Raw genomic sequence first — 22,398 nt, forward strand, 5'->3', positions numbered from 1 at the left:
CACAGTTGCTTCGGTCATAGGACGTTGTTTCCGTTATCGTCTCATGACCTCGGCACACTAAAATTCTGACAGGCTCATCGTGAGCAGGCCCCATTCCGCTACTCCGGCACCATTGGACCCTCGTACCGGGACGATGCCGCGCCACCGCAAGAGAAACCGACGCTTCGCCGGTTCTTCCGCTTCCGCCGTCTCAGGGCGGAACAATATCTTCCTTATGAGTCACCGACGTTCAAGGTCGCATAAAGCCGCTTCCAGCACCCAGCCATTTTCTTGCGTGCCTGACCCATTGCTTCGGCGCTCTGTATTGAGGCCCTTCGACGACTTGCTTTTCATTTTCCGGGGCCACCGGCATGCCATCATCCGTCGCATTCGCTGCGGCCTCTCTCTGTCTTCTGCTTTCTGCCAGTTCTTCGGCATTTACCTGGTCATCAATCATGATGCACTCCTACTATGGAACAAACTGGTTCGCCAACAGGCAATTGGCGCCGCCCTCGATAGTCGGGACGACGCGACACATCGTAAGTTCGGGTTTGATTCTTGACGCCCGTCGTAGCGCGAGCGGTGTCATCCGTCCACGAACACCCACCGGGAAACCGGCGTACAGGACAATTACCTTTCGTATCGGTTCTCAAGTTCATGTACGACAGCCTGCGTCATGAACGTGGAGCGCGTCATGTGACGTTCTTTTGCTGCTGCATCGACTCGCTGCAGCAGACTCTCGAGCAGACTGAATTGAACGCCCACGGCTTTCGAGGTAACCCGCGCCAGATTGATCTCGGTGAACATCCAGATCCCTTGTCCGTCGTCCATGTCGAGCGTATGCAATTCCGACGTACTGCAGGTAGGAGCGGGTATGAGTTGCTCGCTGCGGTCGTACATCAATTCGATAACCTCCTGCGCGTTGCGTTTCAGTTCATCGAACGAATTGCCACGCGCAGCGGCGCGGGGAAAATCGGGAAAACTGGCGCGAAAGCCGGTATCGCCGTCGCGGTGCACATAAAGCGGATATTGCATGACCTGCTCCACTCAAGCGGTGGACTGACTGGCATTCGGTGTGTCAGAGTCCGCTCGCCTCAACCTTGCCATCGACGCGGTCCTTGCCGTATTGCATCGCGAGGTCGATGGCGTCTTCCGCGGTGGTGGGACTTACCGTGTCGAACAACGTTGCATAGCGCCGGGCCTTGACCTCGCTGGACGGAATGGTGTCGATTCGCACGATCGATGAGAACTGCCTTGGACCTTTGGCATACGGGTCACGATGCAGCGGGAATACCTGGTGAGAGTACGCACGTAGCTCGTACCCTCTGTATTCGATGGTGGGAATGGTCGTGATGACGCGCGCTCCTTAAGCGATACCGACCGTCATGGAACCATGCCTGTCCGGATGCGAAAAACGTACGGCCATGTACATCTGGATCACTTCACCATGCGCTCAATGCCGTCGAAAAGCAAACTAAATCTTGACGGCACAAAGGGGGAAGCCGGCGTCTTGCCGGCTTCCCCGCGACGACCTGCTCATGCAGGGCATCGTTTTCGTGCTTGCGCGTGAGCCGCGCGTCGCTATCGCCTACGCGATGTCGGGTGTGTCCCACCGACGCATCTTCAGTATTGCGGCGTTTCACCCGCATTTCCGGCAGAAATTCGTCGCGTGTCGTCAAGTGGCCTTTCACCCTCAGGCGTCGGCGGGCTCGCACAGAGGTGGAGAATATCCCCGCTTCGTTGACGACACAGCCTGCAGTTGCACGCGGACGTGCCGAAGCTCACGCCGACGCGACGGCCACCATCACCGAGTAGGCCTTGAATACCGCTGTTGCCTGCTGCCCAACAGCTAGCGCAAGCGCATCCACTGCATCGTTCGTCACGCTGGCCGTCAGATTCACACCGCCCGGAAGCGTCAGCACCACCAGCGACGACACCGCGCCGCGCTCGAGACGAGAAATCGTCCCGGCGAACTGGTTGCGCGCCGACAGCACGTAGCCGGCAAAATCGACCACCAGCACGACCGCCGAAGACTTGATCAGCGCAATCGCCTCCTTGCCCACGGTGAGCTTGAGACGATCGGCCGCAGCGGTGGTCATCGTCGCGACGATTTGCTGGCCGCCGGCGATCGTGACCGAGACCTGAGTGGTCACCGGCCCCGGCTCGATCGCATCGATCGTCCCGACAAACTGGTTGCGTGCGGTCGTTTTCATTGCCATTCTCCTGAGAAGGCCGGCCAGCGCCGGCAGTTGGTTAAGCCACGCGTCCTGCTCGCGCAGGAAGTTTCGATTGATGGTTCGGAGCTTACGCCAAACCCCCGGAAGATCGGCGGCAACCGGCGTCAGCGATCGATTCGCGTGCATTAGCCGTCGACCGGTGCCTGGAGCAGCGCACGCACGCGTCGTTCGCGCGCCGTGAGCGGCGCGGCATCCAGTTCCGGCTCCAACGAGCGGCGCATGATGTCGCGGCCTTCGCCGCTGCGCATGTCGACCTCGCGGACCACCTGGCCGTGCTCGACGACAAAGGCGACATCGGCGAGCGCAAGCACATCGTCGACATCGTGCGTGATCATCACGACGGGCATCTTCCAGCGCCTGAACACATCGGCGAGTTGTCCGCGCAAGTCATGGCGCAGCAGTGGGTTCAGCGCGGCAAAGGGCTCGTCCAGCAACAACAGCTCCGGCCCGCACGCGAGCGCACGGGCCAGCGCCACGCGCTGCTGCTGCCCGCCCGACAATACAGCCGGGCGGCTGCGCGCCAGTTGGGTGAGTTCGAAGCTCTGCAGCAGCGCGTCGACCCGCGCGGCGCGATCGCTCGACAGGCCGCGCCGCCACCAGTTTGTCAATCCGAAGGCCACGTTCTCGCGCACCGACAGATGCGGAAACAGCGCGTAGTGCTGGAACAGATAGCCTACGCCGCGCCGGTCCGGCGGCAGGTCGATACCGAGCGTCGAATCGAACAGCACGCGCCCGCCGACGCGCACATGTCCCCGGTCAGGCCGCAATAGCCCGGCGATCGCCTGCAGCGTGAGCGACTTGCCGGCGCCCGAAGCGCCATAGAGCGCCACCACCGGCGCTTCGGACGCGAAGCGAGTCGCCAGCGTAAAGCGGCGCGTGCGATCCGAAACGGTGGCGGTCAGATCGATGTCGATCATTCGCGAGCCTCGTCAGGATTTAACGAAGCCGTAGCGCGCCAGCACGTTCTGCGCTGCCGGGGTCGACAGATAGGCGATGAAATCTTTCGCGAGCGGCTGCTGGCGGCTCGCGCTGACCGTGATGACCGGATAGGTCACCGGCTCGTGACCCTCCACGGTCAGCGCGATCCGGACCTTGCCGGGCGCCAGCATGGCGTCCGTGCGGTAGACGAAGCCGGCCTCGGCCTCGCCACGCGACACGTAGTCGAGTACCTGACGCACGCTCTCTGCCTGCACGAACTTCGGCTCCAGCGCGCCCCACCGCCCAGCCCTTTCCAGAGCCTGCTGCGTGTAGCGCCCGACGGGCACGGTGGCCGGCTTGCCGAGCGCAATGCGCTTCACCGCGGGACTCGACAGATCGGCCAGCGTCTTCACGAGCGGCGCTCCCTCCACCGGTACGATCAGCACCACCGAATTGGCGGCGAAGTCCTGCTTCGTGCCCGCATCGAGCAGTTGAGCATCGATGCCACGCGCGACAGTTTCCTGATCCGCACTGGCGAATACATCGACGGGCGCGCCTTGCCTGATCTGCTGAAGCAATACGCCGGAGGCCGCGAAATTGAAGCGCACGGTCACGCCGGGATGGGTCGCCGCGAACTTCGCGCCGATCTCGTTGAACGCGTCGGTCAGGCTTGCGGCGGCGGAGACGGTAAGTTGCTGGGCCGAAGCGGGCAACGGCAGCGCTGCGAGCAGCGCGATAGCGAGGAAACGGACAAAGCGCATCGGAGGATTTCCCCGGTAGTCAGCGAAGGGAGAAGAAGCGGTTCGACGCAAGCATCACCGCGATGGACAGCACGGACGTCACCAGCACGAGCAGCAGTGCGGTGTGGTCCTGGCCGCTCTGCATCGCGTCGTAGATCGCCATCGAAAGAGTCTGGGTTTGCCGGGGAATGTCGCCGGCCACCATCAAGGTCGCGCCGAACTCGCCCATGGCGCGCGCAAACGCGAGCAGCGTGCCGGCCAGAATGCCGGGCCACGCGAGCGGCAACGTGACGCGAATGAATACCGACAGCGGCGACTGCCGAAGCGTGCGCGCCGCCGCTTCGAGCGTGGGGTCGACGCCGGCAAACGAAGCACTGGCCGACTTCAGCACCAGCGGCAACGCCACCACGGCCGCCGCCGCAACCGCGCCGTGCCAGTTGAACACGATCGTGTAGTCGAAGTGCTCGTCAAGCCATGCGCCGGCCACACTGCGCCGGCCCGCCGCGACCAGCAGGCCGTAGCCGATCACGGTCGGCGGCAACACCAGCGGCAACATGCACACGGCCTCGAGCACCGAGCTGCCGGGAAAGCGCCGGCGCGCAAATATCCAGCCGAGCGCAATGCCCGCGGCAAGCGCGAGCACGGTGGCGACCCCGGCCACTTTCAGCGACAGCAGCAACGGCGACCAGTCTATGTTTTGTAGGGAATCCGACATTGGCGACACGGTTCGTTGTGAAGTGAACGACATGACGCCTTGAACGCAAGATGCAGGCCAGTGCGCGGGCGTTCAAGCATGCGCGTTACCTGCGGCTCAGCCCCAGTTCCTCCGCGAACAACGCCAGTGCGGCTCGTGCCTTAGCCGGATCGTGCGTCGCCGGCTTGAGCAGCAGGCGGTGTGGTCCCAGCCGCTCGCTCAAGCGGCGCACCTGCGCCGCGCAATGCGCGGGGTCGCCGATCACCGCATTCGCGAGGATCACCTCTTCGCGCGCGTCAGCTGCGAACATCGGCGGTAACGCGCCGGCTTCGAACTGCACCTGCATCAGCCGGGGATAAGACCGCACGCATGCCACGCCGTGCTCGAGCGCATCACGCTGGTCAGGCTCGCAATGAAAGAAGCGCGCAATCGCAAACGGAAAATCGCCGCGCTGCGCACGCTGCGTCGCCACCTGGTCGGCGACGCGCGCCAGATCGGCCGACGGCGTCGCCATCAGCCCATATCCGTGCTCAGCGGCGAGGCGCAGCGAATCGGCGCTGAGGCTCGCCAGCCAGACCGGCACCGGCTGCTGCAGCGGACGCGGCTGCAACGCGACGTCGTTGCAATGGAAGAAGCGCCCGTCGAAGCTCGTCGCCGGCTCGCTCCATAAACGCTGTATCAACGCGAGCGCTTCGTGCATCCGCGCGCGTGCGTCATCTGCCGACGCGATCCCCGCAGCCCGGTACTGCACCGGAAACGGGCCGCCACGCGCTACGCCGAATTCGATGCGCCCTCCGCTCAGCAGATCGAGCGTGGCGATATCCTCGGCGACGCGCAGCGGGTCGTTCAGCGCCAGCAGCGATGCGCCGGTGCCGAGACGGATCGTCGAGGTACGGGCCGCGATGCCGGCAAGCAGCACCGTCAGCGCACTGCCGATCGCGTATGAACTGTAATGGTGCTCGGCGACCCACACATCGTGGTAGCCGAACGCTTCGGCCGCCATCGCATTACGCACGGTTTGCGTCAGCGCATCGCGCGCATCGCCGTCGGGGTTCTCGACATTGAGGAAAAGACCGTAGCGTTGTGTGGAATCCGACATAACAGCTTCTCTCGTGGGAAGACCGACATCAAAGGCAAGTTTTGCGCCCACCGCTCGCGATAGGTGAAATCACGGCGGCGACGACGACGGTTGGCATAGGCGTCATGGCGAGCGCCGCGTGGCATGGCCCGCAAGCGGCTCGCCCGCTGCCGGCGTGAGAAACCAGCTACGCACCGTGTCGTAGGGATAGCGCGTCAGGCCGGCGTGGCGCGCGTGCGGCGCCAGCAGATGCACGGACAGCGGCTCCGCCCAGCTCCAGAAGTCGGCGCGCAGCGCGGGCGGGAAAGCGACATCGTCGAACGCGTGCCACAGTTGCACCAGCCAGAGTTCGCGGCCCTCCTCGTCAAGCAGCAACGGCAGCCCGGAGCCCGCCTGCAGATGCGCATGCCGCTCGCTGTAATGCAGCGGCCCGCCGCAGGACTCGACCACGAAGTCGGCCACCCGCGATGCGACACAATCGAAGCAATGACCCGCACGCGCGAACAGCGGCGTCAGTCTGAGCCGCTGCATATGGTGTAGCACCAGATCGCGCAGCCCCGCTTCGTCGCAGATCGCGAGCAGCCGGTGCGGCGGTTGAGGCAGCGCGGGCACGCAGGCGGGCGGCAACGCCCGGGCGCGCGGCCCATGCTGCTGCGACTCCACCACGGGCCATTGCAGCGTCAGGTAGCAGGCCCGGGTGCAGGGTGTCCAGCGAGCGCGGGGCGCCTGGGACGCGGCAGGTCGGAACGAATCCATGAGTGTGTACGGTTTGTGGTTCGGTTTGTCGGTTGTATACCTGGATACATAACGATGGACATGCTTAAGCAAGTCCCACGCCTTCTCACTGCGAATCTGCCGAAGACGCCTGGCAAGCTGGACCCGCAACGTACCTGCCCGAAGGGTCCGGGCGGTTCTGTCTACTCGGCTCCAAAGCAAAGCCCGTGGTCCGTACAGACGCCACAACTGGGTGCCTTGCAGATGAGCAGACCCTCGCGTTCGCACAGTTGCTTGTAGAAGAACTTCTTCCACTTCATGTCTTGCGTATTCTTCGCCGCGAGCCGCGGAAACCAGTGGCCGATCAACGCGGACAACTCGCGCCGCGACGGCAGAAGCAGGTCTTGCCAAAGGTGGTTTTGTCCGAGGCTTGCGCAGGCCAAAGCATGGGCGACGCAGTTCGCCTCCTCTGCCGGGCCGGCGCGGGGATCGGCATGGTCGTTGAGCAACGCCACCAGATCTTCGAGTTCGTCGTCACGCGGCTCGACGCGACGCCCGCTCGCAGACCCAGCCCATGAGAGGCACGCAAGGCCGAGCGCCGGCCCCGCGCCCGGGAACCAGCGGGCAAGCATCCGGCGCGTCTGGTCGGCGTCCAGCCCGGGCATCGGCAGCACATCGACACCGTGGCGCTCGAACGCGCTCGACAGCACGCCGGCCAGTGCCAGCACGGTGGGATCGCCCGCCTCCACCGCGCACGCCATCAGGGTTGCATAGGCGTTCATCGCGGCATCGCTCAGAGCACGGCCGCCGCGTGCGTGTAGCACTTTTTCGGGCAGATCTTCGCGCACGCGGTGCAGCCGATGCACAGTTCCCGATGCGCGATCGTCATCACCTTCTTTTCGTACTCGTCGTCTTCGTCGTCGCCGTCCAGCGCGATATGCGCGCCGTCCTCGTCGAGCCCGACGAGTTCCAGCACGCCGCGTGGACAGACACGGAAACAGCGTCCACAACCAATGCATTTTTCTTCGTCGAGCGTGTTGACGAAGGTCGGCGTCCAGGTGGCGCCGCTCGGCAGCGTAACGCTGAAGGTATCGCTCATGGTGTGCCTCCGTGGTTACGCGCTGGTTCAGGCCGCTGCCGCAGCGGCAGCCTTGCGGGCTTCCATCAGCGCGGCATGGGCGTCGTGGCAACGCTGGGCGACAGCGAGAATGTTCTCCCAGTTGGTCGGCAGTTCCTCGGACAGGTCGTGCAGGTCCATCTTCGCCTGGGTGGCCTGCGCGTTGAGTTTCTTCAGGCGCGCCTTGAGTTCGTCAGCATCGGTACTCATCGTCATGTTCCCTTCAGGTTCCCTTCATGATCACTTCACGATTGCTTCAGGCGCCGTACTGTGCGACGGCGGGGTACGTCCTGATCATCTCGACCGCTTCGTCGAGAAACTTTCCGCCCGCCTCGGCGAGCTTCTCCAGCGAAGCGAAGCCAAACCGGTGCACGTCGCGCAACTGCTTGTTGACGACGACGAGCCGCCCCGCGATCAACACCATGCGGCCAAAGCCCTCGTGGCTCATCTTCATCATCGGCGAGACCATCTGGCCGGTCTGACGCTCGATCGCCACCGCAATCGCGCTGTAGAAAATCTCGAGCCGCCACAGCGTTTCGGGATCGGGGTCGCCCATGATCGGAATCGCGCGGCGTTCTTCCGGTGTGTGGATGTACGGCTTGAGCAGTTGCAGGTCGGACTTGCCGTCCCACGCGCCGTGGGTGTCCTGCGCGCGCAACTGCTTGACGAGCTGCTGCACGAACGGTGCCGCCAGCAGCGTGTCGTCGCTGGCCGTGCCCGGAACTGCAGATGATTCAGCGGTGGCTTCAGCCATGAGATACCCCGTCGTCTTCAAAGTCGTATACACGTTCGCCATCCTTCGCCAGCGCCTTGCGCAGCCACGGCGGCGGCGTGCCCTTCAACACCTGTTGCAGCTTGCCGAGGATCTCCTCGATGGACTCGGGCTGCGGCACCTTGATCGGGTGAATCTTCAGCGCGACCACGCGCGCCGCGCCCGAACCGCCGATCGCGGCGACGTACAGGATCGCGCAATCCTTGACGGCTTCGAGCTTGGGCGCGAGCTTGTCTTCGTCGCCGTCCTCTTCGAGCTTGCCGCCGAAGTCGAACGCCTCGACGAACCGGTAGCCGTGCGGCGTGACGTTGTAAGTGACGATGCTCTTCGCCCAGCCAAAATGCGCATCGACGTACTGCCTGTCCTGAGTGGCGAACGCGATCTTCATGCTGTGTGCTCCTTGAGGTGGATCAGGCGCCGGCCGCGACGACCGGAATGTTCACTTCCCGCGCCGGATCGCGCGCGGCCAGATCGATCGCGGCCTGCGGCAGCGGCCAGTCGCCCGGATGGTGATGCGGAATCTGCTCGATCATCAGATTGGCGATTTCGAAGATCAGGTTCATCGTGCCGCGGTAGCCGACGTAGCGGCGATGCGCGTTGCCCACCCGGTCGAACACCGGAAAGCCGATCCGCAACAACGGCTTTTGCAGATGCGCGGCCATCTGCCGGCCGTGCGAATGGGTGATCAGCAGGTCGCAGTCCGTCGCGGCGCGTTCCATGTCTTCGAGATCGCCGATCACGACCTGATCGGCGGGCAACAACGCGTGCGCGGGCGATCGCGTGGTGCTGATGCAGCAGCGCAATTGCGCGCCCATCTCATGCAGCAGGCTGCCGACCGCGAGCAGCAGATCGGGCTCCGCACCGATCGCGACCTTGATGCCGCCGGTGTAGAAATGGCCGTCGAGCATCGCATCGAGCAACTGGCTGCGCTGACGGCGGTATTTCGCGGGAACGGGCCGCCCGGAGCGCTGCGCGAGCAGTTGCAGCAGGCGGTCGTTGGGCTCCAGTCCGGTGAGCCGCTCGAACACTTCGAACGGGGTGCCGGCGATCGCGTGCAGTGCCCGCGCACCGTCGCGCGTCTGCTCGCCCACGCCGATCGTGAATGCCGATGCACCGGCGGCCCGGATCTGCTCGAGCGTGGTCCCACCCAGTGTGGTGCCGCGCCAGTCCGGCGCGATATGGCCGTCGAGCGAACCGGAAATGTCGGGCAGCACAATGACATCGAAGCCGAACGCTTCGACGATCTCGCGCAGTTCGTCGATGTCGCCAGGCGACAGATGGCTGCCGGGCAGCAGCGTGACCTGATTGGCCACCGTCGGCAACGGCTTGACCAGCGCGTTGACGATGCCGGTAATGGCATGCCGGTAGCCGTCTTCGAATGCGCCGACATAGTCGGGCGTCGACACGTAAACGATTTCGGTGTCGTCGAGTTCGGGCTTGCGCTTGCGCACCGTGACGAGATAGCCCTCGACGTCGTCGCCCTTGGTCTCGGTAAGACCCGTTGAACAGATCGCGATGATCTTCGGCGCGGCGCGCTTGCGGATGTTCAGCAGCGCGGCCTCGATGTTCTCGTAGCCGCCGAGCACAGTGGTGACTTCGTTCATGGCGGTGGTCTGCAGCGGGATCGCCTCCTTGAAGTGGCGCACCAGCAGCACGAGGCCAAACGAAGTGCAGCCCTGCGAGCCGTGCATCACCGGCATGCAGGCATCGAGCCCGAGAAAGGCGAGGCTCGCGCCCAGCGGCTGGCTCATCTTGAGCGGGTTGACCGCACAGGCTTTCTTTGATTCGACGACTTCGGCCATGGCATGTTCTCCGGATCGGGGGCGTCAGGCCGGCACGCCGGGTTCGAAGCTCATCGCCCACGCCGCCGCGCTCGACAGCGGGCGCGCAGCTTGCGCTTGCACCGCACCGAGCGTCTCGCCGTCGTCGCCCCACGGAGCCGGGATGCGCACCTGTTGCCACACCGGGTTGTAGATCGCGCGGTCGATCTCATGCACCAGTTCGACGATGCCCTCGTAGCCGCCATACGGGTGATGGCGCTCCTGATTGATGTCGAGCCACGGCATGCGCGCCTTCAGCGCGACGAACTGCGAGCGGCCGCCCGACAGCATGATGTCGGCGCGGGCGTCCTTGAGCATCGCGTACATCTCGCGCGGCGTCATGTCGTCGATCATGTGCGCGTCGTCGCCCATGATCTCCTTGATCTTGTCCTTGTCTTCCTTCGTGCTCTTCTTGATGCTGGTGCCGACGATTTCCAGCCCGGCTTCCTGAAGCGCGGCCACCACCGACCACGACTTCACGCCGCCCGTGATGAGCAGCACCCGCTTGCCGGTGAGGCGCGCCTTGTAGTGCGCGATACGCTCCCAGGCGCGTGCTTCCTCGACGGCGATCAGACGTTCGGTGCGCTCCAGCAGATCGTTTGGCGCGCCCTGCTGCACGAGCAGGCTGGCGATCTGGCGCAGCGTGTCGCTCATGTCGCCGATCCCATAGAACGAGCCCTCGAAGTAAGGGATGCCATAGCGCTGCTGCATCTTCGTCGCGATGTTGATCATCGACTTCGAGCAGACCATCATGTTGACCCTGGCGCGATGCGAACTGGCGATCTCGTGGTAGCGCCCATCGCCGGAGATGCACGAGAGGATGCGGATGCCCAGCGCGTCGAGCAGGGGCCTGGTCTGCCACAGTTCGCCCGACAGGTTGTACTCGCCGATGATGTTGATGTCGTACGGCGTCGTGTACTCGGGCTCTCGCGTGCCGATCACATAGTCGAGGATCGCCTCGCCGCCGAGCTTGTTACCCAGGTTCTTCGGCCCGGCGAAGCCTGGGGAATTGACCGGGATCACCGGCTTGCCGAATTTTTCGGTGGCGCGCTTGCAGACTGCCTCGATGTCGTCGCCGATCAGCGCGGTGACGCAGGTCTGATAGACGAACACGGCCGGCGGATCGTATTTCTCGATGATCTCGCGCACGCTCCTGAACAGCCGCTTCTCGCCGCCGTACACCACGTCGAGTTCGTTGATGTCGGTGGTGAAGCCGGTGCGATAGAGTTGCGAGCCGGACGAAGCGGCGTGCCGGTTGTCCCACGAGTTGCCTTCGCAGGCAATCGGCCCGTGCACGAGGTGCGCGACGTCCACCACCGGCTGCAATGCGATCTTCGCGCCGTCGAATGCGCACCCGCCTGCCGCGGCGCCCGGCGAAAGCTGCTTCGTGCAGCCCTTCTTGCGCTCCTTGTCGCTCTTGCCTTGATTCTTGTCGCAACCGGGTTCGTCGAATACTTCGGCGATCTTGGCATTGAGCGAAGCAGACATGACAGGCTCCTGATGGATGGACGTTTCTCTAGTGGCAAGTTCCATACCACCGGGGAATGTCCTCAAAACGGTTCAATTGGCCCTGAAGCACGCTGCTTGCGAGCATCGTCATGGCGGGTTTGAACGGTTTGCGACAGACGGTTTGCGACACAGACAACGGGCAGCTCAGTTATCGTCGGCCAGCACTTCCAGCGCCACCAGTTGCCCGTACAGTGCGCGCCGCGCCGGCCAGTTCGATTCGCCCGCGAGACGTGGGTCGGCGCCTTCGAACGCGCCGATCGCGTCACGGTCGTTCCAGTAGATCAAACAACGCCCGCCGCGCGCGGCCAGCGCAGCCGCCAGCGCATCGCGTTCAGACACCGGCTCGCGCCGGCACACGCCCCGGCCGAGCAGATAATCGGCGCGGTAGAGCAAGGTGTCCCAGCCATACTCGTCGCCCACCGCGCAGATCGACGGGTACGCTGCCCGTCCGTTTGCATCGGGAAGGTGATCGACCAGCGCGAGCAGTTCGCGCGGCGTTACCTCGTCGTAGATCTCGGCAGGGCTCAACGGGTCGGACGCCGCCACCTTGCGTGCAAAGTCGTCGTCATCGTAGGCGAACCACGCGCGCGGCGCTGCTGAGTCTGATTGCTCGACAACATAGATCACATCCCGCTCCCTCGCTGAGGTTCGTCAGACTGGCTGGCTGCATGCAGCGCAGCAACTTTGTTTTCAGCGGTGTCCCGGCTACTCCACACCCTCCGCCGCGGTCTTCGCCCACACCGCGCGGCGCAGTCGCTGCGCGATGCCGGCCGGGCTCGCGTCGAACTGCCGCTGAGCCGCCGACATCGCACCCTGCGCAATCGCAGTCTCCTCGTGCGTCAACGGCAACCGGCCGGCCACATGCGTGGCCCCCGGCACCGACTGGGCTATCACCTGCCGGTTCGGGTGTTCAAGCAGCGGAACGAGGTGGTCGGCCTCGCGCACGCCGGCCAGACAGACCCAGCCGTCGATGACCTCGACCTTGCGGCCGTCCTGCGTCATCTTGACCAGAACCGCATCTGCCGTGCCCGATGCATCTGCTATGTCTGTCATGGCCGTGCGCTCCTCGTCAGCGGATGATGTCGTAGCTGTAGTCGGTCTTCGCCGCGACGATCGTGTTGGCGTCGAGCGCCTCGAAGAACTCGTCCAGCAGCGTGACCAACACCCGCAACGCGCCTTCATAGCCCCAGGTCGGGAAGCGATGGTAGTGGTGGCGATCGAAGATCGGAAACACCATGCGTATCAGCGGCGTTTTGGTATCGCGCTCGAGATATTTGCCGTAGGTGTTGCCGATCAGGAAATCCACCGGCTCCGTGAACAGCAGCGAGCGCATGTGCCACAGATCGCGTTTCGGATACACCTTGCAGCCCGCGCCGTACGGCGACGCGTCGAACAGCGCCTGCACCTTCGCAGCCCAGCTTTCGTTGCCGTTGGTCGCCAGCACGTGCGCCGGCTCGGCACCGAGTTCGAGCAGGAACTGTGTGTAGCCCAGCATCTGGTCCGGGTCGCCGTAGAGTGCGAAGCGCTTGCCGTGCAGGTGAGCCTGGCTATCGGCCATCGCGTCGACGAGCTGGCCGCGCTCCTTCTCCAGTTGCGCCGGAATCGGCTTGCCGGTCACGCGCGAGATTTCCATCAGGAACTGGTCGGTGCCCGCCACGCCGACCGGCGCGTTCAGCACCACGACTTCCTGACCATGCTCGGCGATGAACTTGCTGGTCTTCTCGCAGCAGTATTCCTGGAACACGAAGGTCGCCTTCGCGTTCAATGCGCGCTCGACCTCCTCCTTGGTCGTGCCGCCTTCGTACATCCGGAACTCGCCGTCGGTCGGCGTATTCCATGTTTCGGACGGGTCGCAGATGAGGTTCACCTGCACGCCGAACAGATCGAAGATGCGGCGAATTTCCTTCATGTTGCCGACCACGTAGCCGTCGAACCCGCCGATGAAGTTGACGCTGTCATCGGGCACGCGCTCGAGCGGCGCCGTGGTGCCGGCCTTGCCGTCCCAGAAGTGCTTGAGGATGCCGAGCAGCGCGTTGTCGTAGCCGGTGACGTGGCTGCCGACGAAGGCCGGCGTGTGCGCGAACGGCACGTCGTAGTCTTCCGGCACGCTGCCCTTCTGCTTGCTGTTCTTGATGAACGCGTCGAGGTCGTCGCCGATCACTTCCGCCATGCAGGTCGTCGAGACCGCGATCATGTCGGGTTTGTACAGGTTGTACGCGTTGGCGAGGCCGTCGATCATGTTGTTCATGCCGCCGAACACTGCCGCGTCCTCGGTCATCGACGAGCTGACGCACGACGTCGGCTCCTTGAAGTGACGCGAGAAGTGCGAGCGGTAATAGGCGACGCAGCCCTGCGAGCCATGCACGAAACTCAGCGTCTTGTGAAAGCCGTTCGCGACGTACACCGCGCCGAGCGGCTGGCAAGCCTTGGCCGGGTTGACGGTGAGCGAGTCGCGCGCAAAATTCTTCTGCTTGTAGTCCTCGGTCCTGGTCCACTCGACGATCTGCTTGACCTGCTCGTCCGGATGGTTGAATTCGAAGTTTTCCTTTTTCGTGCGGAAAATTTCCTGGTACTCGGGCTCACGGAACAGCAGTTCGTGATCGAGAATCTTGTCTGCGGATTGGGGCATGGGATGCTCCTGATATGCAATTCAATGGCTTGCTGGCCGGTGATCGGGCCGCTGATCGGTGCGGTAGCCGGCGCTTTGCCGGCCGCCGGGGCTTAGGCGCTTTTCTTCCAGGGCGCCCTGGCGAGCCCCCACACCGGGCTGGAAATGGCCATGTCCATGTCGCGCGCGAAAATGGCGTAGCCGTCATAGCCGTGGTACGGGCCGGAATAATCCCAGCTATGCATCTGACGGAACGGCACGCCCATCTTCTGGAACACGTACTTTTCCTTGATGCCGGAGCCGACCAGGTCGGGCTGGATCTGCTCGACGAACTTCTCGAACTCGTAGCCGGTCACATCGTCGTAAATCAGCGTGCCGTCCTTCACGTAGTGCGTGGTGCGCTGATAGTCGTCGTTGTGGCCGAACTCGTAGCCGGTGCCGACCACGTGCATGCCGAGGTCTTCGTAAGCGCCGATCACATGGCGCGGACGCAGGCCGCCGACGAACAGCATCACCGTCTTGTCCTGCAGACGCGGCCTGAACTTCGCGTTCACCGCGTCGACCAGCGGACGATACCTGGCGATCACCTTCTCCGCATTGGCCTTGATCGTGTCGTCGAAATGGCTGGCGATTTCGCGCAGACTCTTCTCGATCATCGTCGGGCCGAAGAAGTTGTATTCGACCCAGGGAATGCCGTACTTCTCTTCCATGTGCCGGCTGATGTAGTTCATCGAGCGATAGCAGTGCAGCACGTTGAGCTTGGCCTTCGGCGTGTTCTCGAGCTCGGCGATCGAACCGTCGCCCGACCATTGCGCGATCACGCGCAGGCCGATTTCTTCGAGCAGAATCCGGCTCGACCACGCATCGCCGCCGATGTTGTAATCGCCGATGATCGCGACGTCATACGGCGTCGAAACAAAATCGGGACGCTTGTCCGGATCGGCCTTGTCGAACACCCAGTCGCGGATCGCATCGTTGGCGAGGTGGTGGCCCAGCGACTGGCTGACGCCGCGAAAACCCTCGCAGCGCACCGGCACGATGGTGTGCCCTTCATACTGCGCACTCTTCTTCTTCGAGACGGCCTCGATGTCGTCGCCGATCAGGCCGATCGGGCATTCGCTCTGGATCGAGATGCCCTTGTTCAGCGGAAACAGTTCCTGAATCTCGTCGATGATCTTGTCGAGCTTCTTGTCGCCGCCGAAGACGATGTCCTTTTCCTGGAAGTCCGAGGTGAACTGCATCGTCACGAAGGTGTCGATGCCGGTGGTGCCGATGTAGTAGTTGCGGCGCGCGGCCCACGAGTACTGGCCGCAACCGACCGGGCCGTGGCTGATGTGGATCATGTCCTTGATCGGCCCCCACACGACACCCTTCGAGCCGGCGTACGCGCAGCCGCGAATCGTCATCACGCCCGGCAATGACTTGATGTTGGATTTCACGCCACAGTCGGGCTTGCCGTCCTCGAAGGTGCCCAAATGCTTGGCGCGCCGTTTGGCCATCTTCTCCGGATAGGCCTTCAGCACTTCATCGATCAGGGCCTTGTTCGTGGCCTTGCGCTCTTCAACAGTGACGCTCATGGGAATGCTCCATAGGGTGAATATCAAACCCGGCAGCGGGTAGCAGGCACGGCCCGGGTCATCGCGTGAAGCAGAAACCCGGGCCGTGCGCAGCGGCGCCCGCTTAGGCAGTCAGCTCCGCCGCGGTCTTGCCGACTTGCGATTCGTCGATGGACTTCATGATTCCGTGTTCCATCAACAGGTCTTCCAGTTGATCCATCGTGATCGGCGTCGGGATCGTGCCGTTGCCCGCGTTGTTGTGCACCTTGGTGGCCAGCTGGCGGTACTCTTCCGCCTGTCTGGATTCCGGCGCGAACTCGATCACCGTCATGCGGCGCAGCTCGGCGTGCTGCACGATGTTGTCGCGCGGCACGAAGTGAATCAGCCTCGAACCGAGCATCTTCGCCAGCGCTTCGGCGAGTTCGAGTTCCTTGTCGGTCTGACGCTCGTTGCACACGAGGCCGCCCAGGCGCACGCCGCCGCTGTTCGCGTACTTCAGAATGCCCTTCGAAATGTTGTTGGCCGCGTACATGGCCATCATTTCACCGGACATCACGATGTAGATTTCCTGCGCCTTGTTTTCACGAATCGGCATGGCGAAGCCGCCGCACACCACGTCGCCGAGCACGTCGTACGACACGTAGTCCACGCCGTCATAGGCGCCGTTTTCTTCGAGGAAGTTAATCGAGGTGATCACGCCACGGCCCGCGCAGCCGACGCCCGGTTCCGGACCGCCGGACTCCACGCAACGGATGTCGCGGTAACCGATCTTCATCACGTCCTCGAGTTCGAGGTCCTCCACCGAGCCGGCTTCGGCCGCCAGCGACAGGATGGTGTCCTGCGCCTTGGCGTGCAGGATCAGGCGGGTCGAGTCCGCCTTGGGATCGCAGCCGACGATCAGGATCTTCTGGCCGAGTTCGGTCAGGGCTGCCAGGGTGTTCTGCGAGGTGGTCGACTTGCCGATGCCACCTTTACCGTAGAACGCGATTTGCCGAAGTTTGGACATTGCATTTCTCCATTCAGGAAGAAGGGTTGAAACCAGGGTTGCGTAACCGCGACCATGTCAGCCTGTCGTGCCTGTATGGGTCTTCTTATATCGAGTCACGCATCGGCCGGACCTGTGTCCGCGCTGGACCCCAAATGCAGCTTCCGTGCCATGTCGCCAGTGGTACTGCGCCGCGTCCGTGCCGCCGCGCTGCACGGTTCGTTCGGGACTTTTCCGGACGCCTGTTTTGTCTTGTCGGTTTCGCGACAAACCACGCGAACTTCGTCGCGAATCAAACCGTGCGGGCGCGTTTGTCGGGCGATTTCTGTCGCATTGGCCTGCATGCAGCCGGTCAATCGCCGCGTTTTCGCCTGGTGATGTCCCGGTGGTGGCCCGGTGATGGCCTGGTGATGGCCTGGATTCGGCCTGGTTCGGTTATTGCATTGATCGCACCATGGACACACCTGCCACCCACTCTTCGCTGCAAGCGCCACGCGCGACGCACTTCGACCGTCTAGGCGGCGAGCCCGCCGTCATCCGTCTGGTCGACAACTTCTATCGGCACATGGATACGCGGTCCGACGCGCAACGCATTCGCGCGATGCATCACCCGGACCTGTCGTCGACGAAGGCCGTGCTGGTGCTGTATCTGTGCGAATGGCTCGGCGGCGGCAAACGGTACTCGGCACAGCGCGGCCATCCACGGCTGCGCATGCGTCATGCGGCATTCGCGATCGGCAGCGCCGAACGCGATGCATGGCTGGCCTGCATGCGCGCCGCGCTCGACGAGACGGGTGTCGATCCGGCGCTGCGCGACGAACTGATGCAGGCGTTTTTCAAAACCGCCGACTGGATGCGCAACACGCAGACGTGAATCCCTCTTCAACGCTGTTTAACCCAAGGATCTGTGATGACCGAAACGCTCGCCCACAAGGAGATCGACGACACCGCGTTCGCCCGTCTCGAACGCGAAGGCCGTCTGCTCAACCCGGTGCTCAAGGGGCTGACGAACAAGTTCGGCCGGGTCGGCTTCCGCGGCGAACTCGCGCTGCGCTTTGCCCCGAAGCTCGCCGACGAAGCGCGGCCGCCGGAGCTGACCTGCGATCAGGTGATGGCCTGCGCGACGATCGGCGAGAAGCACTTGCCGTTCTTCGCCGGGTATCTGCTGAGCTTCGAGCATCTGAAGGACGTGGCCGAGGTGCTCGGCGACACCCTGTCGGCGGGTGGCAAGTACTTTCTGTTTTGCGACAACATCGACCTGAGCAAGCGGTATCAGGTGCCGTACAAGGGCGCGATGTTCTATGTGCTGCCGATTCTCGAGTCCACCGTCTACAACGAAATGCTCGAGCTGCTGTACCTGGAAAAGAACGAACTGAAGAAGAAGGACACAGGCGGCAAGCTCGACGCGGTAGCGGACGCGGCCATCAAGTTCGACGTGACCTTCGACACGATCACCTACAGCGAAGGACTTGAACTGATGGGGCCGGTGCGCAACCCCAACGAGAACCGCCCCGTCTGAAGCGCGGGTCCCGACGGCAGCCGCCCGCGCGGCTGCGCCCACCGATGTTCCCTTGCACCCGAACGCGACCATGATCATGCACACCGGCACTGCCCTCGTCGTCCGCGAACGCCCGCCCCGGCGCGTTGCCCAGAGCGCCCATGCGCGCCTCGAAACGATCGTGCCCGCTGCACTTTCCAGCTGGCTGGCGTACCACGGCTTCCCCGATCTGCATTCGCGCAGCGTGAACGGCGAAACCCCGTTGATGCGTGCTGCGCAGCACGGCGAAGACGCGGTGGTCGAAGCGTTGCTGGCATTCGGCGCACGCGCCGACGCGCTCGATGACGACGGCAACCATGCATTGTGGTTCGCGTGCCTGCACGGCGGCCCCGCGACCATCCTGCGGCTGATCGAAGCCGGCACACCCATCGACCATGCGAACGACGACGACATCACCTGCCTGATGCAGGCAGCGGCGAGCGGCCGCCTCGACGTCCTGCAGATGCTGCTTGCGCATGGGGCGAGCGCGGAACTGTGCGCGCCCGATGGCCGCAGCGCGCTCGACATGGCGGCCGACCTCGGCCTGCAACTGCTGCGCGCGGCGCGCCAGATGGAAGGAGCGGGCACGCCATGTATTTCCGCGGCACCGGAGCTCCTTTGAAATGCGGGCCATCGGTCAACAAGCGCATCGGCACCGAACCCGGTACGGCCGCGATCGCCGGCAGGAGATCGCAAGATGAAAGGCCAACGCGTGTTTCGTCGCCTCACGTTCGACGAGCTCCGTGCGTGGCTGGCGCGACGGCCAGACGCGCTGCTGCTCGACGCGCGCGACGCCGCCAGTTACGCACACGATGGCTGGCCCGGCGCCGTGCGCCTCTCGCCCGGGAACCAGGACGCACTGCTGCTGCGCACCGACCGGCAGCGGCCCGTGCTGATCTATTGCTACAAGGGCAACGCCAGCCAGGTGTGGGCGCAGATGTTCGCGGACTTCGGCTTTACCGATGTATGCGACCTGGTCGGCGGCCATCGCGCGTGGGTGGCCGGCGTCGATCGGTCGAACCCGTCAGGCAAGGTGCTCACGCCCGAACTCGCCGCGTGGCTCACGCTTGAAGGCTTCATCGGCACGCAAGCGCGCGGTGCGCACGGCAACACGCCGCTGATGACCGCCGCATGGCGCGGCGCGTCGGCCGTCGTCGGGCAACTGCTCGCGTCCGACGTTGCACTCGACGCCGTCAACGACGACGGCAACAACGCGCTGTGGTTCGCCTGCGTGACCGGCAATCCGTCACTCGTCACGCGCCTCGCTGCGGCCGGTGTGCCGATCGATCATGCGAACGCGACCGGCGCCACCTGCCTGATGCTCGCGGCCTCGTCAGGCAAGGCCGACGTGGTGCGCACGCTGCTCGGGCTGGGCGCCGATCCGGCGGTGCGCTCCCAGGACGACTTCACTGCCCTCGACATGGCGGCCAGCCTCGACTGCCTGCAACTGCTGCGTCAAACCTGAGAACCCTGACGATGGCCCACCTCACCTTCTACGAAAAACCCGGCTGCGCCGGCAATGCACGCCAGAAAGCCCTGCTGCGCGCGGCCGGCCACACGCTCGACGTGCGCAACCTGCTGAGCTGGCCGTGGACCGCCGAAGCGCTGCTGGCGTTCATCGCGCCGCTGCCGGTCAGCGAGTGGTTCAACCGCGCGGCACCGCGCATCAAGTCGGGCGAGGTCGTGCCGGCAACGCTCGACGCCGATGCCGCGTTGGCGCTGCTGCTGGCCGAGCCGCTGCTGATCCGCCGGCCGCTGATGCAGTGCGACGCGCGCCGCATGGTCGGCTTCGATGCGGCCCAGGTGCATGCCTGGGTCGGGCTCGGCGCGCACGCACCGGCCCCGGACACGCCACTCGAAGGCTGCGCCGCAATGACGGTCCACAGCGCAGACCAACACGCGATCCGCTGCGCCCCACCCACCTGAAACGGAGATCAGAGCACCATGCCCCTGTACGACTACCGCTGCGCGGCCTGCAGCCATGCATTCGAAACGCTGGTGCGCGCCGGCCACACGCCGGTCTGCCCGCAATGCGGCAGTACCGCGCTCGCCAAGCAGGTCAGCGCGCCGGCCGCGCCCGGCAAGAGCCGCGCGATCATCTCCTCCGCGCGGCGCCAGGCGGCGCGCGAAGGGCACCTCAGCAACTATTCGCCGGCCGAGCGCAGCAAGCTGCTGCGCTGAGCCGAACGGGGAATCGATCATGGATCTCGTCTACCAGACCACCATGCTGACGCAGGGCGGACGCGGCGGCCAGCCGTGGGGAGAGCGCAACGCGTTCTAGCGGGGCTCCCGTTGATGCCAGCACGAAGGCCCGGTTTGACGGTTCGCGTCGGCGGCTCACATCGTCATCTTGAACAGCGCCGGCTGGCTTCGGCGATGCACCCGCAGCCACAGCAGCGTGGCCGGCACCAGCGCTTCGCAGGCGAACCACAGCGCGTCGTCGAGCACCGCGCCGGGTGGCAGTCTCAGTTGCGCGCCCATCGCCTGCCAGCCGGACCAGTCGATCTCCGGCATCGCGGCCCGAACCGCCGGGGCGATGCCCGCCGCACTGTCGGCCAGAATCCGTAACTGCCGCTGCACCTCGGCACGCGTGCCCCGCGAACGCAGCAACTCGTCACGCTCCACGCCTTCGGTCAGGATCATCGCCGCCGTGCCGGACTGCTCGATGATCGCCAGCCGCGCGCTGGTTTCGATCGCTGCGCTGCGGGTCATGCCGGCACCGCCGCAGGATCGATGTCCGGGCAGGCGTGTACGAGACGCGCGTTCAATTCGAGCGCGAACTCGCGCCAGGCGGCCGCGAGATCGAGCGCTTCGATGACCACGACGGCAACGTCCTGCGCATGCAGTGCGCGCGCCAGCGCGAGGCCGCAGAGACCCGCGCCGATGATGGCCACGTCGGCCACCAGCGATTCGATCGTGGTCATCTCGCCGCTCAGACGAAGCTCAGCAGTTCGACGGTCACCGGCTCTTCGCCGAGCACGGCCTGACACGCGAGGCGCGACTTGGAGCCGATGCCGACGAGCGTATCGAGCTTGTCGTTTTCGAGCCGCTGGATCTTCGACAGGCTCTTGCGCCCTTCCTGCACGAACAGGTGGCACGATCCGCAGTCGGCCTTGCCGTCGCACTTGTGCGCGATGCGCTCGCCGACGGCGAGCAGTGCCTGCAACAGGGTCGCGCCGGCGGCGACGTCATAGGTCTTGCCCGAAGGCAGTACGGTCAGTGTAGTCATGATGGTGAGCTTGATAAAAGGCGACAGAGAAAGAACAACGGATAAGCGGCCACGCTTCACGCGGCCAAGGCGGGTTGCAACGCATCCACCAACGCTTCGGCGAATCCGGCCAGCGGCATCGCGATGCGCGTGATGCGCTGCTCTTCGAGAAAGCGCGCTTCCATCCGCGTCGGCTCGTCGGGCAGCACGGCCCAGTGCGTGTCGGAAGAACGCTTCATGATCTGGCGCGCGAAGCTGCGCGTGAGCTGGTCGTCGAAACGGCAGCCCAAAAACAGAAAGCTGCGGCCGCTGCGCCATGCCTGCACCGCGGGCGGAATCGGCGTCTGAATGTCGATCTCGGTCAGCACTTCGACGAAGTCGCTGTCGGAGACCAGGTAGTTCGACGCGGGCGCGTGGCCGCCGATCGGCTTGTAGAGCAGCGCGCCCGAGGCCGGCACCGCATGCAGGAAGGTGCCGTCCGGCGCATACGCGCCAAACCACTGGCCGAAATGTTCCGACTGCGACAAACCCTGCACCTGAACCCAGCCGCCTTGCGGCCGCGCCTCGTCGAGGGCGGTGGCAAACGTGTCGTCGTACCAGCAGTCGACATACAGCCCCGCGCCACTCGCCGCGAGCACCCGGTGCAGCGCCGACGGCGCCGGCGTGGTGGCGAACGCATCGTTCATCAGGTTCACCACCGACTTGCGATGCTTGAAGTTCTCGATGAACTGCGCCGCCTGGGTAAGCCGCTTGCGGATCTTGTGCGGCACGCTGACTTTCGCGGTCATGATCTCGGCCAGTGCGCCGGGCGTGGCGGGCACGGCCGAATCGGGACACAGCGCGAGCAGCGCCGGGCCGAGGTAGGGAATGACGCCGCCGCCCTGGAGCTGGCGAGCGATGGTCTGGACTGAAACGGTCATGGAGTG

General features: G+C 64.5%; 30 protein-coding genes and 1 pseudogene. 6 read left to right on the top strand and 25 right to left on the bottom strand.

Annotated elements, in window-relative coordinates:
• Positions 1-229: 229 nt before the first annotated feature.
• The 21 genes and pseudogenes from AC3WLT_RS20120 to nifH all read right to left on the bottom strand — a co-directional run bounded on the left by AC3WLT_RS20120 (position 230) and on the right by nifH (position 16,748).
• On the bottom strand, positions 230-436 hold the full coding sequence (locus tag AC3WLT_RS20120; RefSeq protein ID WP_492593449.1) for a hypothetical protein: 207 nt from the start codon (positions 434-436) through the stop codon (positions 230-232).
• Positions 437-609: 173 nt separating this feature from the next.
• Positions 610-1,014 (bottom strand): type II toxin-antitoxin system HicB family antitoxin, encoded by a 405-nt coding sequence (locus tag AC3WLT_RS20125; protein WP_492593450.1) that lies wholly within the window; start codon positions 1,012-1,014, stop codon positions 610-612.
• A 43-nt stretch (positions 1,015-1,057) separates the two neighbouring features.
• Positions 1,058-1,333 (bottom strand): hypothetical protein, encoded by a 276-nt coding sequence (locus AC3WLT_RS20130; protein WP_492593546.1) that lies wholly within the window; start codon positions 1,331-1,333, stop codon positions 1,058-1,060.
• A 427-nt stretch (positions 1,334-1,760) separates the two neighbouring features.
• Positions 1,761-2,324: pseudogene (locus AC3WLT_RS20135) on the bottom strand (TOBE domain-containing protein); the annotation flags it as partial.
• A gap of 17 nt (positions 2,325-2,341) precedes the next feature.
• Complete coding sequence (locus tag AC3WLT_RS20140) at positions 2,342-3,133, bottom strand: ATP-binding cassette domain-containing protein (protein ID WP_492593451.1); 792 nt, start codon at positions 3,131-3,133, stop codon at positions 2,342-2,344.
• A gap of 12 nt (positions 3,134-3,145) precedes the next feature.
• Entirely contained in the window at positions 3,146-3,895 is a 750-nt protein-coding gene (modA, locus tag AC3WLT_RS20145) for a molybdate ABC transporter substrate-binding protein (RefSeq protein ID WP_492593452.1), read from the bottom strand.
• A gap of 19 nt (positions 3,896-3,914) precedes the next feature.
• The gene (gene modB, locus AC3WLT_RS20150; RefSeq protein WP_492593453.1) at positions 3,915-4,589 is read right to left on the bottom strand and encodes a molybdate ABC transporter permease subunit; all 675 of its coding nucleotides are present in this window, start codon (positions 4,587-4,589) and stop codon (positions 3,915-3,917) included.
• 85 nt (positions 4,590-4,674) lie between these two features.
• Complete coding sequence (locus AC3WLT_RS20155; protein ID WP_492593454.1) at positions 4,675-5,667, bottom strand: LLM class flavin-dependent oxidoreductase; 993 nt, start codon at positions 5,665-5,667, stop codon at positions 4,675-4,677.
• A gap of 102 nt (positions 5,668-5,769) precedes the next feature.
• Complete coding sequence (locus tag AC3WLT_RS20160; RefSeq protein WP_492593455.1) at positions 5,770-6,402, bottom strand: globin family protein; 633 nt, start codon at positions 6,400-6,402, stop codon at positions 5,770-5,772.
• A gap of 161 nt (positions 6,403-6,563) precedes the next feature.
• Entirely contained in the window at positions 6,564-7,142 is a 579-nt protein-coding gene (locus AC3WLT_RS20165; protein ID WP_492593456.1) for a nitrogen fixation protein NifQ, read from the bottom strand.
• A gap of 11 nt (positions 7,143-7,153) precedes the next feature.
• Complete coding sequence (gene fdxB, locus AC3WLT_RS20170; protein ID WP_492593457.1) at positions 7,154-7,459, bottom strand: ferredoxin III, nif-specific; 306 nt, start codon at positions 7,457-7,459, stop codon at positions 7,154-7,156.
• Between the two features lie 27 nt (positions 7,460-7,486).
• Positions 7,487-7,687, bottom strand: a complete 201-nt coding sequence (locus AC3WLT_RS20175) for a CCE_0567 family metalloprotein (protein ID WP_492593458.1) — start codon at positions 7,685-7,687, stop codon at positions 7,487-7,489.
• A gap of 46 nt (positions 7,688-7,733) precedes the next feature.
• On the bottom strand, positions 7,734-8,231 hold the full coding sequence (locus AC3WLT_RS20180; protein ID WP_492593459.1) for a NifX-associated nitrogen fixation protein: 498 nt from the start codon (positions 8,229-8,231) through the stop codon (positions 7,734-7,736).
• A complete protein-coding gene (gene nifX / locus AC3WLT_RS20185) occupies positions 8,224-8,637 on the bottom strand; it encodes a nitrogen fixation protein NifX (RefSeq protein ID WP_492593460.1) in 414 nt (137 codons plus the stop codon). The genes AC3WLT_RS20180 and nifX overlap by 8 nt, the downstream gene beginning before the upstream one ends.
• 22 nt (positions 8,638-8,659) lie before the next feature.
• Positions 8,660-10,051, bottom strand: a complete 1,392-nt coding sequence (gene nifN / locus AC3WLT_RS20190; protein WP_492593461.1) for a nitrogenase iron-molybdenum cofactor biosynthesis protein NifN — start codon at positions 10,049-10,051, stop codon at positions 8,660-8,662.
• Positions 10,052-10,075: 24 nt separating this feature from the next.
• Positions 10,076-11,557 (bottom strand): nitrogenase iron-molybdenum cofactor biosynthesis protein NifE, encoded by a 1,482-nt coding sequence (gene nifE / locus AC3WLT_RS20195; RefSeq protein ID WP_492593462.1) that lies wholly within the window; start codon positions 11,555-11,557, stop codon positions 10,076-10,078.
• A gap of 165 nt (positions 11,558-11,722) precedes the next feature.
• Positions 11,723-12,205, bottom strand: coding sequence for a hypothetical protein (locus AC3WLT_RS20200; protein ID WP_492593463.1), 483 nt, complete (start codon positions 12,203-12,205; stop codon positions 11,723-11,725).
• A 78-nt stretch (positions 12,206-12,283) separates the two neighbouring features.
• Positions 12,284-12,631: a hypothetical protein gene (locus AC3WLT_RS20205; RefSeq protein ID WP_492593464.1), complete on the bottom strand. Its 348-nt coding sequence runs from the start codon at positions 12,629-12,631 to the stop codon at positions 12,284-12,286.
• A gap of 16 nt (positions 12,632-12,647) precedes the next feature.
• Complete coding sequence (gene nifK, locus AC3WLT_RS20210) at positions 12,648-14,207, bottom strand: nitrogenase molybdenum-iron protein subunit beta (RefSeq protein ID WP_492593465.1); 1,560 nt, start codon at positions 14,205-14,207, stop codon at positions 12,648-12,650.
• 92 nt (positions 14,208-14,299) lie between these two features.
• Positions 14,300-15,763, bottom strand: coding sequence for a nitrogenase molybdenum-iron protein alpha chain (gene nifD / locus AC3WLT_RS20215; protein ID WP_492593466.1), 1,464 nt, complete (start codon positions 15,761-15,763; stop codon positions 14,300-14,302).
• 103 nt (positions 15,764-15,866) lie between these two features.
• The gene (nifH, locus tag AC3WLT_RS20220) at positions 15,867-16,748 is read right to left on the bottom strand and encodes a nitrogenase iron protein (RefSeq protein ID WP_492593467.1); all 882 of its coding nucleotides are present in this window, start codon (positions 16,746-16,748) and stop codon (positions 15,867-15,869) included.
• A 433-nt stretch (positions 16,749-17,181) separates the two neighbouring features.
• Between nifH and AC3WLT_RS20225 the strand changes: the two genes are divergently transcribed.
• The 6 genes from AC3WLT_RS20225 to AC3WLT_RS20250 all read left to right on the top strand — a co-directional run bounded on the left by AC3WLT_RS20225 (position 17,182) and on the right by AC3WLT_RS20250 (position 20,445).
• Positions 17,182-17,601 carry a group II truncated hemoglobin gene (locus AC3WLT_RS20225; protein WP_492593468.1) on the top strand — a complete coding sequence of 140 codons (420 nt, stop codon included), beginning with the start codon at positions 17,182-17,184 and terminating at the stop codon, positions 17,599-17,601.
• 36 nt (positions 17,602-17,637) lie between these two features.
• A complete protein-coding gene (locus AC3WLT_RS20230) occupies positions 17,638-18,246 on the top strand; it encodes a hypothetical protein (RefSeq protein ID WP_492593469.1) in 609 nt (202 codons plus the stop codon).
• A gap of 76 nt (positions 18,247-18,322) precedes the next feature.
• Positions 18,323-18,886, top strand: a complete 564-nt coding sequence (locus AC3WLT_RS20235; protein ID WP_492593547.1) for an ankyrin repeat domain-containing protein — start codon at positions 18,323-18,325, stop codon at positions 18,884-18,886.
• Positions 18,887-18,961: 75 nt separating this feature from the next.
• Positions 18,962-19,729 (top strand): ankyrin repeat domain-containing protein, encoded by a 768-nt coding sequence (locus tag AC3WLT_RS20240; protein WP_492593470.1) that lies wholly within the window; start codon positions 18,962-18,964, stop codon positions 19,727-19,729.
• A gap of 11 nt (positions 19,730-19,740) precedes the next feature.
• Positions 19,741-20,190, top strand: a complete 450-nt coding sequence (locus AC3WLT_RS20245) for an ArsC/Spx/MgsR family protein (RefSeq protein ID WP_492593471.1) — start codon at positions 19,741-19,743, stop codon at positions 20,188-20,190.
• 18 nt (positions 20,191-20,208) lie between these two features.
• A complete protein-coding gene (locus AC3WLT_RS20250; RefSeq protein ID WP_492593472.1) occupies positions 20,209-20,445 on the top strand; it encodes an FmdB family zinc ribbon protein in 237 nt (78 codons plus the stop codon).
• Between the two features lie 156 nt (positions 20,446-20,601).
• On the opposite strand, the gene AC3WLT_RS20255 is transcribed toward AC3WLT_RS20250, so the two are convergent.
• The 4 genes from AC3WLT_RS20255 to AC3WLT_RS20270 are packed head-to-tail and all read right to left on the bottom strand — an operon-like array spanning position 20,602 to position 22,392.
• On the bottom strand, positions 20,602-20,976 hold the full coding sequence (locus AC3WLT_RS20255) for a ribonuclease HepT family protein (protein ID WP_492593473.1): 375 nt from the start codon (positions 20,974-20,976) through the stop codon (positions 20,602-20,604).
• Complete coding sequence (locus AC3WLT_RS20260) at positions 20,973-21,188, bottom strand: NAD(P)-binding protein (protein ID WP_492593474.1); 216 nt, start codon at positions 21,186-21,188, stop codon at positions 20,973-20,975. Before AC3WLT_RS20260 ends, AC3WLT_RS20255 begins: the two co-directional genes overlap by 4 nt.
• An 8-nt stretch (positions 21,189-21,196) precedes the next feature.
• The gene (locus tag AC3WLT_RS20265; RefSeq protein ID WP_492593475.1) at positions 21,197-21,493 is read right to left on the bottom strand and encodes a 2Fe-2S iron-sulfur cluster-binding protein; all 297 of its coding nucleotides are present in this window, start codon (positions 21,491-21,493) and stop codon (positions 21,197-21,199) included.
• A gap of 56 nt (positions 21,494-21,549) precedes the next feature.
• A complete protein-coding gene (locus AC3WLT_RS20270) occupies positions 21,550-22,392 on the bottom strand; it encodes an SIR2 family NAD-dependent protein deacylase (protein ID WP_492593476.1) in 843 nt (280 codons plus the stop codon).
• Positions 22,393-22,398: the final 6 nt, after the last annotated feature.

This window comes from Paraburkholderia sp. FW306-2-2C-D06C, from assembly GCF_058781505.1.